The sequence below is a fragment of the Stenotrophomonas sp. GD03930 genome (genome assembly GCF_029839665.1).
In the GTDB taxonomy this organism is placed as follows: Bacteria; Pseudomonadota; Gammaproteobacteria; order Xanthomonadales; family Xanthomonadaceae; genus Stenotrophomonas; species Stenotrophomonas forensis.
The window spans coordinates 606,713-620,613 of the sequence record NZ_JAOCAV010000002.1 but is presented as its reverse complement, the minus strand read 5'-3'; the positions used below and the strand labels follow the sequence as shown (position 1 = coordinate 620,613).

Genomic DNA, 13,901 nt, shown 5'->3' with positions numbered 1-13,901 from the left:
CATGCTCGAACGCCTCATTGGGCTGTCCATCCGCCATCGCTGGCTGACGCTAGTGCTCACCGCTGCGCTGGTTGCGCTGGGCGTGTGGAGCTACCGTCACCTTTCCATTGACGCCACACCCGACATCACCAACGTCCAGGTCCAGATCAACACCCAGGCCCCGGGTTACTCGCCGCTGGAGGCCGAACAACGGGTCACCTTTGCCATCGAAACGGCCATGGCCGGTCTGCCCAAGCTGGACTACAGCCGCTCGCTGTCGCGCTACGGGCTTTCGCAGGTCACCGTCGTCTTCAAGGACGGCACCGACCTGTACTTTGCCCGCCAGCAGGTCGCCGAGCGCCTGCAGCAGATCGCCTCCCAGCTTCCCGAAGGGTTGGACCCGGAAATGGGGCCGATCTCCACCGGGTTGGGCGAGATCTTCATGTACACCGTGGAGGCCGAGCCCAACGCTCGCAAGCCCGACGGCACCCCGTACACGGCCACGGACCTGCGCACCCTGCAGGACTGGGTGATCCGGCCGCAGCTGCGCACCACGCCCGGCGTCACCGAGGTCAACACCATCGGCGGCTTCGAGCGGCAGATCCACATCACTCCCGATCCAGCTCAGTTGGTGGCGCTGGGCTTCACGTTGAACGACGTGGTCGCCGCGGTCATGCGCAACAACCAGAACATCGGCGCCGGCTACATCGAGCGCAACGGACAGCAGTTCCTGGTGCGCGTGCCGGGCCAGCTAGCCAATCTGGAGGCAATCGGCAACATCGTGCTGGACCGGCGCGATGGCGTGCCCATTCGGGTGCGCGACGTCGCTAGCGTGGGCGAAGGCAAGGAGCTGCGCACGGGCGCGGCCACCCAGAATGGCCACGAGGTCGTGGTCGGTACCGCCTTCATGTTGTTCGGCGCCAACAGCCGGGAAGTCTCCCAGGCGGCCGCGGCCAAGCTGGATGCCGCCAACGCCAGCCTGCCTGCCGGCGTCCATGCCAAGGCCGTCTATGACCGCACCGCGCTGGTGGATCGCACCATCGGCACGGTGTCCAAGAACCTGATCGAGGGCGCGCTGCTGGTGGTGGTGGTGCTGTTCCTGCTGCTGGGCAATGTGCGCGCCTCGTTGATCACCGCGGCGGTGATCCCGTTGGCGATGCTGTTCACCATCATCGGCATGGTGCGTGGCGGCGTGTCGGGCAACCTGATGAGCCTGGGCGCGCTGGACTTCGGCCTGATCGTGGACGGGGCGGTGATCATCATCGAGAACTGTCTGCGCCGATTCGGCGAGGCGCAGCACGCGCTAGGCCGCCAGCTCAACGATGAAGAGCGCTATGACCTGACCGCCTCGGCCACCGCCGAGGTGATCCGTCCCAGCCTGTTTGGCCTGGGCATCATCGCCGCGGTCTACCTGCCGATCTTCTCGCTGTCCGGGGTAGAAGGAAAAATGTTCCACCCGATGGCGATCACGGTGGTGCTGGCCCTGACCGGCGCCATGGTGTTGTCGCTGACCTTCGTGCCGGCGGCGATCGCCAGCTTCCTGCGCGGCCGTGTGGCTGAGCACGACAACCGCCTGATGCGCTGGTCGCGTGCCCGTTATACGCCGCTGCTGGATTGGGCCCTGCGTCGGCGCGTGGTGGTGCTGGCCGGCGCGGCCGTGCTGGTGGTGGGCTGTGGCGTGCTGGCCACCCGCTTGGGTTCGGAGTTCGTGCCGAGCCTGGATGAGGGCGACATCACCTTGCAGCCCATGCGTATTCCCGGCACCAGCTTGGAGCAGTCGGTGGCCATGCAGGAAACGCTGGAGAAGCGCCTGGCCCAGTTCCCGGAGGTGGCCAACATCTTCTCAAAGATCGGCACCGCCGAGGTGGCCACCGATCCTATGCCGCCGTCGATGGCCGACACCTTCCTGATGCTCAAGCCCCGCGACCAGTGGCCCGACCCGCGCAAGCCCAAGGCCGAGCTGGTGGAAGAGCTGGAGGCGGCGGCCAAGGAAATCCCGGGCAGCAACTACGAGTTCACCCAGCCCATCCAGATGCGCACCAACGAGTTGATCTCCGGCGTCCGTTCGGACGTGGCGGTCAAGGTCTACGGCGACAACCTTGACCAGTTGACGCGCCTGGCCAGCCGGGTCGAGCGGGTCATGCGTAGCGTCCCCGGCGCCGAAGACGTCAAGGCCGAGCAGGTCTCCGGCCTGCCGCTGCTGACCATCACGCCAGATCCGGCGGCATTGGCACGGTATGGCCTGAACCCGGGCGATGTGCAGGAAACGGTGGCCACCGCCATTGGGGGCAGTGTTGCCGGCCAGTTGATCGAGGGCGACCGCCGCTTCGACCTGGTCGTGCGCCTGCCCGAAGCGCAGCGCCAAGACCCCGCTGTGCTGGCAGATCTGCCCATTCCGCTGCCGGCAAGCACCAGTGTCGATGAGTCCAGCCGTCTGGCCGCCGGCGCCAATGGGGGGCCTCGCACGGTGCCGCTGCGGGAAGTGGCGAAGATCCAGGTAGAGCGCGGGCCCAATCAGATCAACCGCGAGAACGGCAAGCGCCGCGTGGTGATCACCGCCAACGTGCGCGAGCGCGATCTGGGCGGGTTCGTCGGCGAGTTGCGCACACGCATCGGCCAGGATGTCGCGCTTCCAGAGGGCTACTGGATCGATTACGGCGGCACCTTCGAGCAGCTGATCTCGGCCACCCAACGCCTGGGCGTGGTCGTTCCGGTGACACTGGCGTTGATCTTCGCTCTGCTATTCATGGCCTTCGGCTCGGCCAAGGATGCGGCCATTGTGTTCAGTGGCGTGCCGCTGGCGCTGACCGGCGGTGTGCTGGCACTGGCTCTGCGCGGGATTCCGTTGTCGATCTCTGCCGGCGTGGGCTTCATCGCGCTGTCGGGCGTGGCCGTACTCAACGGGCTGGTCATGATCGCCTTCATCCGCCGTCTGCGCGAACAGGGCGATCCGCTAGACGACGCTGTGCGCGACGGCGCCCTTGGACGCCTGCGACCGGTGTTGATGACCGCCCTGGTAGCCTCGCTGGGCTTCCTACCCATGGCCTTGAATGTCGGTGCTGGCTCGGAAGTGCAGCGGCCGCTGGCCACTGTCGTCATCGGCGGCATCGTCTCATCCACCGCATTGACCTTGTTGGTGCTGCCGGTGCTCTATCGTTGGCTGCATCGCGACCGAGCTCCCCGCGCCGGTAGCACTGCTTTGGAGTCCCCATGAACGAGCTCAACCTGGAACAGGTCCGTGCGGCGATGTTTACCGACCCGGGCGTGAAAGTGGTGGACGACCTGCGCCTGGTCGCCGGTGAGCATGGCCGTGCGATCGCGGCCACCATCACGGTCGCGGCGCCCTCGGTCGACCTGGACCTGGTGCATGCTGTGATTGCCCAGGTCCTGGCCGATCAATTCGGCATCGATCAGATCATGCTGTGTTTCAACGACCCGGGCCCGGTACCGCCGCCGCCCACCGCGGCGCCGTTAAAGAAGATGTGATCGCAGCCCCTGGCTCTATGCGTCTGCGCTGGCAGGCGCATAGAGCTGATGACCCGGCAACGCGCACGCGCCGGCATACACAAAGGCCACGCTTTGCCGCGCCCGGGTGAAGGCCACGTAGTATTTCGGCGGCGCGGTGATACGCGCTGCATCGGCCGTGCGCAGGTACTGCGTCAACGGCCCGTTCGGAAAGATGAGGACCCGACTGTAGGTGCGGCCCTTGCACTGCCCAAAGTTCACCGCCGGCAGTCCGTCGCACGCCTGCCGCCGGTCATGCCGGAGCACGGTGGGGGCGAACTCCTGCATGTACGCGGCCACATCCCCTGGAGCGACGAGGTAGATGCCATCGTGTCCGGTGACCTCGCCATTGCCTGATTGGGTCCGCGGCATCTGCGGATAGAGCGTGTCAGCCATATCGCACAGGGCCTGGACGCAGCGCAGACTGGTGAGGCGGTGATCCAGCCGGCATAAGCCGTCGGCCTCCCAAATCTGAAACAGCGCTGCCAGATTCGGACCACGGTATTGGCTGTACCTTTGCGCATAGTTGGTCGCATACGTGGCTTGGCGCGTATCGCCTACCAACGTGATGGCAATCTCGCTCTTCAACAGCCGTTCGACCAGATCCAGATCAAAGCCGGCCAGATCCTGGACTTCGTCGATGTAGAGCTCGTCGTACATCGCCGCCAATCGCGCCACGACCTGGCCTTGGGTCAGCTCATCGCAGCGCACAGCGAAATCGGCCGCTCGGTCCGAATACATCCGGTTGCCCGCCAGGTAGTGGCGCGCCACCTGGGTGCGTGGGGCGCGGTTGTTGGTGACACCTTCTACGAACAGGATGGTCTCGATGCGAGGCTCAGGGCAAAGCGCAGCCTGGTACGGGCGAATGCACTGGCGCAGCAGAAAGCCATACCAGCTGTGCAAGGTGACATGCGCGGGGACCGCGCCTGCGTGGGCCTCAAACGAGCGCCGGATCTCTTCCAGGTTTTCCAGCGTGTAGGTGACAATCGCGATGCGGCGCTCAGGTCGCTCCAAGGCCTGCCGGACCAGCAACGTGGTCTTGCCCGAGCCGGCTGCCGAGAGCAGGACCCGGTTAGGTGATGGCACGCTGGACATAGTCCGGGAACCTGATCGAGTGCGGGCTATTGAAAATCGCCAAGGCCGTATCGGTCTTATGGCCCTTCATGTACTTGAGCAGCGCCACCTCATCGGCAAAGGCCTTGCCCAGCACGGTATTGAGTTCGGCCAGCGAGTTGGCTTTGATCAGCTGCTCTTCCAGCGAAGGGGCGCTCTCGTCGGAATCGTAATAGATCGCGTTGATGTGCTCGGCATAGCGCTCTTGCACAACTGCGATATCACCGTCGTTGTCGGTGATCACCTTGGCCTGAATCCTCAGTCGATCGGCAATCTGCAAGAAGCGTTTGAATGCCAACGACTTGACCGAAATGATGTCTACGCCGTGAGCCATCGGCGCCACGCCGTGATGGTCACTGTAGGCACGCTGCACGATCAGTTCGTCGGAAGGGCCTTCCACCAGGATCGCCTGCTTGGCCAGGATCAACCGCAGCGTGTCGTGGCCCGGCAGCTTCATGAAATAGTCGTGGGTATCGCTGGGCAGCTGGTCCAGCTTCATCTGGCCTTGCGCGCTGAACAGGATCACGTTGTCCACGCCCAGCTTGTTCAACACGAAGCTGCTGTGGGTGGCGATGATCACCTGCTGGGCGGTGGAGAGGGCCGCAATCTTGTCGATCAGCTGGGTCATGCTTGAATAGGACAGATGGTTCTCCGGCTCCTCGATCAGCAGCACGTGAGCCGCGCCGGCCGCGTGCATCGCCAGCTTCATCTTCACCGCGCTTTGCTCGCCCTTGCCGGCCTGGGTGAACGGGAGCTCATCCAGGTAGGGTGACAGGCTGGTTTCCCACGTTGAGCGCGGCGATGTGTCCACGCCTACCGTCAATGCCCTGTGGCTGATGTCCCCGGTGTGCTCGGTCAAGTAGGCATTGATCGCTGCCACATCCGCTTCTTCGGAAAAGCTCTGCCGCATGCGGCGGAAGCTCAGCGACAGCGAGACGCGCTGCGCAGGCGTCAGTGCCTGCTCGATGATGCCGGCGATATAGCGATCGGCACCGGACAAGGTCTTGATGCCGTGCGTGTCGATGATGGTCGAGTCGAACGGAATACTACGGGCGGTGACGCCATTGTTGGCGAAGGAGTACCAGCGCACCGTGTAGTACTCCACCGGCAGGCTGACCGCGCCCTGGTGCTGCTGCAGGTAGGCGTTGAACTCCTCGCGGTAGTCGTCGTTGAGCTCGACCAGCAGCCGGATGCCGGCGGTATCCAGACGCAGGGAGTTGTTGGTGCCGCGTAACGACGCCAGCGCGGCGTCGGCGCCCAGATAGGCTTCGATGGAGATCCGTGGCGGCGAGGCCGGCGTGCCCGTGGCAAGCGCTCCCAAGTACTCCTGCACCGTGGGCTGGTGGAACAGGTAGGGCGTGAGCTCGTAGGCAAGATTGCGCCCATGCAGCTGGCCGGTGACCACCGCGTGGATGGCCTCCAGCAGGGTGGATTTACCGACCTCGTTGTCGCCCACCACCAGGTTCATGTGGGCATTGAGGGGCAGGTCCAGATGGCGAAACGACTTGAAGTTGTCGATGACGATACGTTCGATCGGCATGCACAGTCCTATGATGGCCAACGGGCTCGGTGGCGGAGCCTGCCTGCACCCTGGCTGGCCTCCTTTCCGCTCTGGGCCATACTACCCAGCGATCGCCGGCCCTGGGCGGTTTCGTACTGCTTGGGACGCCGGGAAGGGTCAGAATCCGCCTTACGCGGGATAATTCAATATTATCCCGTATAACTATTTTCGCCGACGAGCGGTCGTCTACCTGCTTTAATAGTATGTAATTACATGGTATGTAATACATTACGAAATAAAGTGAGGTGGCACGATGGCGCGCGCAGGACTCTATAAGAGTGACGTCCAGAAGGCGCGCGACGCGCTGCTGGCCCAACGCAAGAAGCCGTCAGTCGACGCGGTGCGAGTGGCCTTGGGCAACGCGGGCTCCAAGACCACGATCCACCGCTACTTGCGTGAACTGGAAGGAGAGGAAGGCGGCGGTCCGGCGAGGACGGTAGCCGTTAGTGATGCTTTGCAGGACTTGGTTGCGCGCTTGGCCTCGCGGCTCCAGGAGGAAGCAGAGGCCATCCTCACCCAGGAGCGTGAGCGCCATCAGGCTGAGCTCCACAGTCGGCAACAGGCGCTTTCCGGTGCCCAAGAGGAGGCTGCCGCCTTGAGCAGTCGGCTGCAGCGCACCGAAGCAAGCCTGCACCAAGAGCAAGCTGCTCACGCCCTCCTTCAACAGAATCTAGGTGACAGGATCGCGGAAATCGCCCAGTTGAACGAGCGCATCGCTGGCATGACGGTGCGGCTGGCTGATCATGAGGCGCATACGCGTTCTCTGGAGGACAAGCATGCCCATGCCCGGGAAGCGCTTGAGCACTACCGCACTTCAACCAAAGAGCAGCGTGAGCAAGAGCTTCGCCGTCACGAGCATCAGGTCCAAGAGCTGCAAGTAGCCTTACGTCAGGCCAATGAAGCCTTGGGCGCGAAGAATCAGGAGCTGTTGGTGCTGAACCGCGACAATGGTCAATGGCTGGAGCGCCACGGGCGGATTGAGCGTGAGCTTGCCCAGCTACGACAGGCCCACGAAGGCCAACACAGCGAGGTCGTGGCGTTGCGCCAGACCGCGACGGACTATTTGGCACTGCAGGAGCGCTGGAAGACTGACGCCAAGACCTTGGATACCATGCGCAACGAGCTAGCTCAAGTTCAAGACACCCTTGCGCGGGAGCGTGAGCGCCGCGAGAGCGCTGAAGCCGATGCGTTGCGTGCCAATGCACGTCTTGAAGCGCTAGAGCCTCTACTGAATCAACTGACGCCAGCACAAAATGCGGTGAAGAAAACTCGGCGCGGCCATGCGCAAGATGGGGGAGCCGACTGACGAGGCTGCTCGTTTGTCTGCTAGCGGCTGGGGTGGCGCTCACCTGTCCAGTACGCCCATTCCATAGGGACGACCCAATCTACAAACAGTTTGGCTACTGAGGACTCCGGTGCCAAATGATAGGGCTTGAACATGCCTTGCTCGGGCGAACTGGTCATCAGGTAGCGCAGGCGCTTCTGGACCTCCTGAAAGATGGCTTCCCGCACATGGGCGCTGTCGTGCACGCCAAGACGCATCGCCACCGAGGCACCTTGGCGTACCGCCGCCCAGCAGCAGTAACGCCACCGCGCGATCGGCAAGCCCCGCGGTCCGGATTGAAAGACGAACCCCACATCACGTGCCCAGCCTGGGTCGAAGTGATGTTTGAGCAATTGCTGCTCCAGAAACTGCTCGGTCTCCCAGAGTGCAAGTTCATCCCACAGCTCCAGTTTCGCGTCCGCCAAGTCTACATCGTGTGCCATATCGCCGAGTTGGTCTTCCAGCACCGGGAGCAGGTGCCTGCGCTCGTGGGTAGACCAGGCGAAAGCACATTGCGGATCTTCGATGGGCGTGACCTCGGCATCGGGGCGGATCTGCCATCGATCCGCTGGCCAGGGAACTTGGATCAAGGCCAAGTCTCGCAGCGTGTCCAGCACCAGCAAGGTGGAGCGGCGTGTGGGCGCCACCGGTAGGCGTCGTAGCTGCGCGGCTAACAGTGCGGCTAGGAAAAGGGTGCCACGAAGGCCCAACTCCTCGATGCTGGCGACCCCAGATGGCGTCATTGACGAGGTTCCGGGCATGCGGTTTCCGGGGATGAGGGAGCGGCGTGGCTCCTGGGGGGGGGGCGGCGCTACCGGTGTCGCCGGTTGCCTCAAAGCTAAGAATATCTTAGTATGCAAGGCTGGGTACATCCGCCATCCTTATGGGGTCTCCATGGGGTGCGCGCGTGACTTTGTCCGTCGACTCAACACCGACCTTCGCTCGACGCCTCAAACAAGCCCGCCTGCACACGGGTTTGTCGCAGAAGGAGTTGGGCATCCGGGCCGGTCTGGATCCTCACGTGGCCAGCCCCCGAATCAACCAGTACGAGCGTGGCAAGCACGAGCCCATGCTGGAGATTGCTGAGCGGTTGGCCCAAGCGTTGGGGATCCCCGCCGCCTTCCTTTACACCGACGATGATCTGCTGGCCAAGTTGCTCCTGCGCTGGGGCTCGCTAAGCAAGCAGCAGAAGCGCGAGTTGGTGAAGCTGATCGAGGCCACGCCCGAGAAGTAAACCGAACAAGCGCTCGCCCTATGGGCAACTCTTCGCCTCAACCCGCCCTTTGGGCGCTTCTGGAGGGAGCTGCAGTGTCCGCGGCTAGTGCGACTGACAAGTCGCGACATCTCAGGCTTACTTGAGATTTTGTTCACGACCGATACACACGCGCCTTGTCTAAAGTGATATACCATGTCGCCCGTGTCAGCCTCCTCACTTCTACTGCGACTGTTCCTGATCGCCATGCTCGTGCTTAACGGCGCGTGGTCGGCGTTTGCGTCCGTCAGTATGAACCCGGTCATGGAAGAGCAGGCCAGCGAAGTGGCTGCCGCGGTGCAAGTCGACGAAGACTGCTTCGCCCATCACAGTGCTGAGCATCATCCCGATGCCACATCGATTGAAAAGGCTGGCACTGGGCATGGCGACCATGCCGGTCCCGACTGTTGCAAGTCTTCTGCGTGCCGGTGCGCCTGCGTACACGCTTGCGCGAGCGCACTTCCTGCGCGCCTGCATGTTTCGGTGCAACTGGCCTTGGGCCTGGATGTCATGCCGCTGCCCCTAGGGCATGCGGCACCTGCCTTGCCTCATCTGATCCGACCACCGATCGGCTAAGCGTCCCTAGGCGCCGCAATGGCGCCGTTGGTGTGGCTTGCATGCCTGTTTAGGCCAGCCGCCCGCTCTGTACCACCGCCCGCCGGTGGCAACACGACGCTTGGAGCATTTTCATGTCGCATGATGATTTTCGTGGTCCACGCGGTGGACCGCTGCTGCCTTCGCGGCGGCGATTTGTCCAAGGCTTGGCCTTGGGAGGCGCAGTCGCAGGATTAGGTTTCTGGCCCAAAGCCAGTTGGGCGCTCAAGGGGCCGGGACAACCCAACGTACTATCGGGCACTGAGTTTGACCTGACCATTGGCGAGACGCCGATGAACTTCACCGGCAAGACCCGCACCGCGATCACGGTCAACGGGTCCGTTCCGGCGCCGTTGCTGCGGTGGCGGGAAGGCACCACGGTCAACTTGCGCGTCTCTAATGCATTGCCCGCTAACTCCATCCATGGCGCGGACACCTCCATCCATTGGCACGGCATCATTTTGCCGGCCAACATGGACGGCGTGCCGGGTCTGAGCTTTGACGGTATCGGACGTGGTGAGACCTACCACTACCGGTTCACCCTGCATCAGGGCGGAACCTACTGGTACCACAGCCACTCAGGGTTCCAGGAACAAGCCGGGCTCTATGGCCCGATCGTCATCGACCCATTGGAGCCGGAGCCCTTCAGTTTCGATCGCGACTACGTCGTGATGCTGAGCGATTGGACAGACCTGGACCCGACGGCCCTGTTCGATCGTTTGAAGAAGATGCCGGGCCATGACAATTACTACAAGCGCACGGTCGGCGATTTTGCGCGCGATGTGAAGCGCAACGGCCTGTCGGCCACGTTGGAAGATCGCAAGATGTGGGGCGTGATGCGGATGACGCCCACGGACCTGTCCGACGTCAACGCCAACACCTACACCTACCTGATGAACGGCACGACCTCACTGGGCAACTGGACCGGTTTGTTCCGCAGTGGCGAGAAGGTGCGCCTGCGTTTCATCAATGGCTCTGCCATGACGTACTTCGATGTGCGTATTCCGGGGCTGAAGATGACCGTGGTGGCGGCAGATGGCTTGTATGTCCATCCGGTTTCCGTCGACGAGTTCCGCATCGCGGTAGCAGAAACCTTCGATGTGATCGTGGAGCCCTCCGGGCAGGACGCATTCACCATCTTTGCCCAAGACTCCGGTCGCACCGGCTACATCAGCGGCACGCTCGCTGTGCGCGAAGGATTACGCGCGCCCGTTCCGTCTGTGGATCCCCGGCCGCTGCTGACGATGGCAGACATGGGCATGGATCATGGGTCGATGGATATGTCTGGCGGCAGCAAGGGCATGGAAGGCGGCTGTGGTGCGGCCATGGGCATGCCTGGCATGACCCCACCTGTCAGCGGTAACGCGACCTCGGCCCATGCAGGCCATGCGATGCCCGCCGCCGGCGATGGTGCCATGGCAGGCATGCAGCACGGGGGCATGCAATCACACCCTGCTAGCGAGACCAACAATCCCCTGTTGGACAACCAAGCCATGAGCGTGAGTTCGCGCTTGGATGATCCGGGCAATGGCCTGCGCGATAACGGCCGTCATGTGCTGACGTATTCCATGCTCAAGAGCACCTTTGAAGACCCTGACGGACGCGACCCCGGTCGCGAGATCGAGCTGCATCTGACCGGACACATGGAGAAATTCTCCTGGGGCTTCAACGGTCAGAAGTTTTCCGATGTCGAGCCGCTGCGGCTGAACTACGGCGAGCGTATGCGCATCGTATTGGTTAACGACACGATGATGACCCATCCCATCCATTTGCACGGCATGTGGAGTGACGTGGAGGACGACAACGGCAACTTCATGGTGCGCAAGCACACGGTGGATATGCCGCCAGGTAGCCGACGCACGTATCGCGTGCGTGCCGATGCGTTGGGCAGCTGGGCGTTCCATTGCCACCTGCTTTATCACATGGAAGCCGGAATGATGCGCACGGTGAGGGTCGACGAATGAACATCAATAGACGCGATACCACCCTGACTGCGCTGACGGCTATCTCGCTGGCCCTGGCCAATGCGGCCAGCGCCCAATCTATGCAGCACGGCTCCATGCAGATGGAGCAGGGCGCGCAGACCCAGACTCAGGATCACTCTGCACATCAGGCACCGACATCAAAACCTGCGCCAGCCCAAAAGCCTGCAACACCGGCCAAGACGAGCGAAGCGACGATCGATCATGCGGCGATGGGCCACGCCGAGCCGCAGGCTAACGCAGCCGAGCCTGCCATGCAGGGCATGGACCATTCGCAGATGGGGCACGGCTCGCCCGCGAGCACACCTGCGGCGCCCACAGCGCAGGCGCAGTCGATGCAGGGCATGGATCACAGTCAGATGGCACAGCCCGCTGCAGCCGACACCTCCGGCACGGCCACGCCTGCGATGCAGGGGATGGACCATTCGCAGATGGGCCATGATTCGCCCGCGCCCGCTACACCAGAAGCGGGAATGCAATCGATGGAGGGCATGGACCACAGTCAGATGGGACACGGGCCTGCAGCGCCAACGCAGCCGCGCACCCCGATTCCCGCGGTGACGGACGCGGATCGCAAGGCGGCCATCGCGCCGGAACACGCGCATCCGGTGCATGACAACTCGATCAAGAGCTACGTGCTGCTCAATCGCCTGGAAACCTGGGATGCCGATCCGGGCACCGGGCTGGGCTGGGAGGGCCAGGGCTGGATCGGTACGGACCTCAATCGCGTCTGGCTCCGCAGTGAAGGCGAACGCACGGATGGTCAGACCGAGTCGGCTGATCTGGAAGTGCTTTACGGCCGCAGTATCTCCACGTGGTGGGATGTGGTGGCCGGTGTGCGTCATGACTTCAAGCCTGGGGCATCGCAGAACTTCGCCGCTATCGGTGTACAGGGCTTGGCGCCGATGAAGTTCGAAGTGTCCGCCACAGCCTATCTCGGCGAAGGGGGCCAGACTGCCGCCAATGTCGAGGCCGAGTACGAATTGCTGCTAACCAACCGGCTGATCTTGCAGCCGCTGGTGGAAGTCACCGCCTATGGCAAGAACGATCCATTGCGCGGGATAGGTTCGGGTCTGAGTGCCGCTGAGGCGGGGCTACGACTTCGCTATGAGTTCACCCGAAAGTTCGCTCCCTACATCGGCGTGGTGTACGAGCGCGCGTTTGGCAATACCGCAGACATGCGACGCGAGCATGGCGAGTCCTTTGAAGACACGCGCTTGGTCATCGGCCTTCGTACCTGGTTCTAAGGGGAACTGACAATGAAATCCAACAAAAAGATGTGGGTATGGCTCGGTGCCGGCGTGGCATTGGTTGCGGTGGTCGCAACCGCCACGCTCTCTCTGGGCGTGTACAACGTGGCCGCCGACGATCCGCATAGTCGCCCGGTGTATGCGCTACTTGAAACGGCGCGCGAGCGTTCCATTGAGGTGCGCGCCGCCAAGCTTCAGCTACCCACGAACCTTGATGATCCTGAGCGTATCCGCCAGGGTGCGGGCAACTACAACGCCATGTGCGTGACCTGCCATCTTTCACCAGACGCGGCGGCCACCGAGATGAGCAAGGGCCTGTACCCCGCGCCACCGAACCTAAGCAAACAGCCGGTCGCTCCAGCTGAGGCGTTCTGGGTGATCAAGCACGGCATCAAGGCCAGCGGCATGCCCGCTTGGGGCGGCAGCATGGACGATGAGTTCATATGGAACATGTCGGCCTTCCTGCAGAAGTTGCCCACGCTGGACGCGACTGCGTACAAGGAACTTGTCGACAGCAGCGAGGGCCATTCGCATGGCGGCGGCGAGACGCAAGGCCACCATGACGACGAAAAGGCCGAGGATCACCCTGCCTTATTCGAGCCGGGCAACAACTCCATGCCGCATGCGCACCCGCCGGGCGTGGACGACGATCACCACGGCCCGACACCCAGCGACACGGAAGTCGGGTTGGTGAGCCACGGCCATCCCGACGGCAAGGTGGAGTCGCACCCTGCACCACACACGCCCGTGGCCGATGACGGCCATGCGCACCCCCATTGATCTTCTTGGAGCCCACGCAATGAACGCAACAGCAATCTCGTTCACCCTCGCACTGGCACTGGCCGTCGTGTCCCCCGCAATGGCGCAGGCGACACAGCCGCACGCACATCACCCCGCTGCCGCGGCATCTGCGGACGTCGACGTCCCAGTCACTGCAGAGGCCGCGGTCGCCGTAGCGGAGCGTTTCAACAGGGCCCTGTCTAGCGGCGATCTGGCCACGGTCGAAGCCCTGCTCGCTGCCGACGTTCTCATCCTCGAGTCCGGGGGCGCCGAACGCAGCCGCGAGGAATACATGGGCCATCACGCAGTCAGCGATGCGGCGTTCCTCAAGGGCGCCCATCGCCAGCTGCTCCGTCAGCGCGCACGAGCCGCTGGCGAGTTCGCGTGGGTCGGAACCGAAAGCGAGTTGCATGCCCAGAAGGACGGCCAGCCACTGACCGTCCAGAGCGACGAGACGATGGTGCTGAAGGAGACCGCGGACGGCTGGCGGATCGTCCACATCCACTGGTCCTCGCGGACCAAGCGCTGAGTCGAGAGATTGAAATGACTACGCTCACATTGC

General features: G+C 63.1%; 12 protein-coding genes. 9 read left to right on the top strand and 3 right to left on the bottom strand.

Going from position 1 to position 13,901, the window contains the following annotated elements; translation table 11 throughout:
• The first annotated feature begins 1 nt into the window (after position 1).
• Both N5C18_RS13510 and N5C18_RS13505 read left to right on the top strand, forming a co-directional pair.
• Positions 2-3,193: a CusA/CzcA family heavy metal efflux RND transporter gene (locus N5C18_RS13510; protein ID WP_049402758.1), complete on the top strand. Its 3,192-nt coding sequence runs from the start codon at positions 2-4 to the stop codon at positions 3,191-3,193.
• Complete coding sequence (locus N5C18_RS13505) at positions 3,190-3,465, top strand: hypothetical protein (RefSeq protein ID WP_279944788.1); 276 nt, start codon at positions 3,190-3,192, stop codon at positions 3,463-3,465. The genes N5C18_RS13510 and N5C18_RS13505 overlap by 4 nt, the downstream gene beginning before the upstream one ends.
• A 15-nt stretch (positions 3,466-3,480) precedes the next feature.
• Here the strand turns inward: N5C18_RS13505 and N5C18_RS13500 are convergent, their stop codons facing one another.
• A complete protein-coding gene (locus N5C18_RS13500) occupies positions 3,481-4,578 on the bottom strand; it encodes a UvrD-helicase domain-containing protein (RefSeq protein WP_043033512.1) in 1,098 nt (365 codons plus the stop codon).
• Positions 4,556-6,136: an AAA family ATPase gene (locus tag N5C18_RS13495; RefSeq protein ID WP_026070029.1), complete on the bottom strand. Its 1,581-nt coding sequence runs from the start codon at positions 6,134-6,136 to the stop codon at positions 4,556-4,558. The genes N5C18_RS13500 and N5C18_RS13495 overlap by 23 nt, the downstream gene beginning before the upstream one ends.
• Before the next feature lie 274 nt (positions 6,137-6,410).
• Between N5C18_RS13495 and N5C18_RS13490 the strand changes: the two genes are divergently transcribed.
• Positions 6,411-7,463: a DNA-binding protein gene (locus N5C18_RS13490; RefSeq protein ID WP_279944786.1), complete on the top strand. Its 1,053-nt coding sequence runs from the start codon at positions 6,411-6,413 to the stop codon at positions 7,461-7,463.
• A gap of 20 nt (positions 7,464-7,483) precedes the next feature.
• Here N5C18_RS13490 and N5C18_RS13485 read toward each other — a convergent pair whose 3' ends face one another.
• Entirely contained in the window at positions 7,484-8,242 is a 759-nt protein-coding gene (locus N5C18_RS13485) for a hypothetical protein (RefSeq protein ID WP_231298593.1), read from the bottom strand.
• 122 nt (positions 8,243-8,364) lie between these two features.
• On the opposite strand from N5C18_RS13485, the gene N5C18_RS13480 reads away from it, so the two are divergent.
• From N5C18_RS13480 to N5C18_RS13455, 6 genes are all read left to right on the top strand, one after another.
• Positions 8,365-8,715 carry a helix-turn-helix transcriptional regulator gene (locus tag N5C18_RS13480; RefSeq protein ID WP_043033515.1) on the top strand — a complete coding sequence of 117 codons (351 nt, stop codon included), beginning with the start codon at positions 8,365-8,367 and terminating at the stop codon, positions 8,713-8,715.
• A gap of 174 nt (positions 8,716-8,889) precedes the next feature.
• Positions 8,890-9,309 (top strand): transcriptional regulator CopL, encoded by a 420-nt coding sequence (gene copL, locus N5C18_RS13475; protein ID WP_012480218.1) that lies wholly within the window; start codon positions 8,890-8,892, stop codon positions 9,307-9,309.
• 113 nt (positions 9,310-9,422) lie between these two features.
• The gene (locus N5C18_RS13470) at positions 9,423-11,291 is read left to right on the top strand and encodes a copper resistance system multicopper oxidase (RefSeq protein ID WP_012480217.1); all 1,869 of its coding nucleotides are present in this window, start codon (positions 9,423-9,425) and stop codon (positions 11,289-11,291) included.
• Positions 11,288-12,556 carry a copper-binding protein CopB gene (locus N5C18_RS13465; protein ID WP_005413421.1) on the top strand — a complete coding sequence of 423 codons (1,269 nt, stop codon included), beginning with the start codon at positions 11,288-11,290 and terminating at the stop codon, positions 12,554-12,556. The genes N5C18_RS13470 and N5C18_RS13465 overlap by 4 nt, the downstream gene beginning before the upstream one ends.
• A gap of 12 nt (positions 12,557-12,568) precedes the next feature.
• On the top strand, positions 12,569-13,339 hold the full coding sequence (locus tag N5C18_RS13460; protein WP_005413420.1) for a cytochrome c: 771 nt from the start codon (positions 12,569-12,571) through the stop codon (positions 13,337-13,339).
• Positions 13,323-13,868 carry a nuclear transport factor 2 family protein gene (locus N5C18_RS13455; protein WP_223224792.1) on the top strand — a complete coding sequence of 182 codons (546 nt, stop codon included), beginning with the start codon at positions 13,323-13,325 and terminating at the stop codon, positions 13,866-13,868. Before N5C18_RS13460 ends, N5C18_RS13455 begins: the two co-directional genes overlap by 17 nt.
• Positions 13,869-13,901 lie beyond the last annotated feature (33 nt).

What these genes read in the sequence shown, in the direction of transcription:
- copL (WP_012480218.1), top strand. Translation starts at nt 8,890, where the DNA reads ATGTCGCCCGTGTCAGCCTCCTCACTTCTACTGCGACTGTTCCTGATC.
- N5C18_RS13500 (WP_043033512.1), bottom strand. Translation starts at nt 4,578, where the DNA reads ATGTCCAGCGTGCCATCACCTAACCGGGTCCTGCTCTCGGCAGCCGGC.
- N5C18_RS13470 (WP_012480217.1), top strand. Translation starts at nt 9,423, where the DNA reads ATGTCGCATGATGATTTTCGTGGTCCACGCGGTGGACCGCTGCTGCCT.
- N5C18_RS13465 (WP_005413421.1), top strand. Translation starts at nt 11,288, where the DNA reads ATGAACATCAATAGACGCGATACCACCCTGACTGCGCTGACGGCTATC.
- N5C18_RS13490 (WP_279944786.1), top strand. Translation starts at nt 6,411, where the DNA reads ATGGCGCGCGCAGGACTCTATAAGAGTGACGTCCAGAAGGCGCGCGAC.
- N5C18_RS13485 (WP_231298593.1), bottom strand. Translation starts at nt 8,242, where the DNA reads ATGCCCGGAACCTCGTCAATGACGCCATCTGGGGTCGCCAGCATCGAG.
- N5C18_RS13455 (WP_223224792.1), top strand. Translation starts at nt 13,323, where the DNA reads ATGCGCACCCCCATTGATCTTCTTGGAGCCCACGCAATGAACGCAACA.
- N5C18_RS13505 (WP_279944788.1), top strand. Translation starts at nt 3,190, where the DNA reads ATGAACGAGCTCAACCTGGAACAGGTCCGTGCGGCGATGTTTACCGAC.
- N5C18_RS13480 (WP_043033515.1), top strand. Translation starts at nt 8,365, where the DNA reads ATGGGGTCTCCATGGGGTGCGCGCGTGACTTTGTCCGTCGACTCAACA.
- N5C18_RS13495 (WP_026070029.1), bottom strand. Translation starts at nt 6,136, where the DNA reads ATGCCGATCGAACGTATCGTCATCGACAACTTCAAGTCGTTTCGCCAT.
- N5C18_RS13460 (WP_005413420.1), top strand. Translation starts at nt 12,569, where the DNA reads ATGAAATCCAACAAAAAGATGTGGGTATGGCTCGGTGCCGGCGTGGCA.
- N5C18_RS13510 (WP_049402758.1), top strand. Translation starts at nt 2, where the DNA reads ATGCTCGAACGCCTCATTGGGCTGTCCATCCGCCATCGCTGGCTGACG.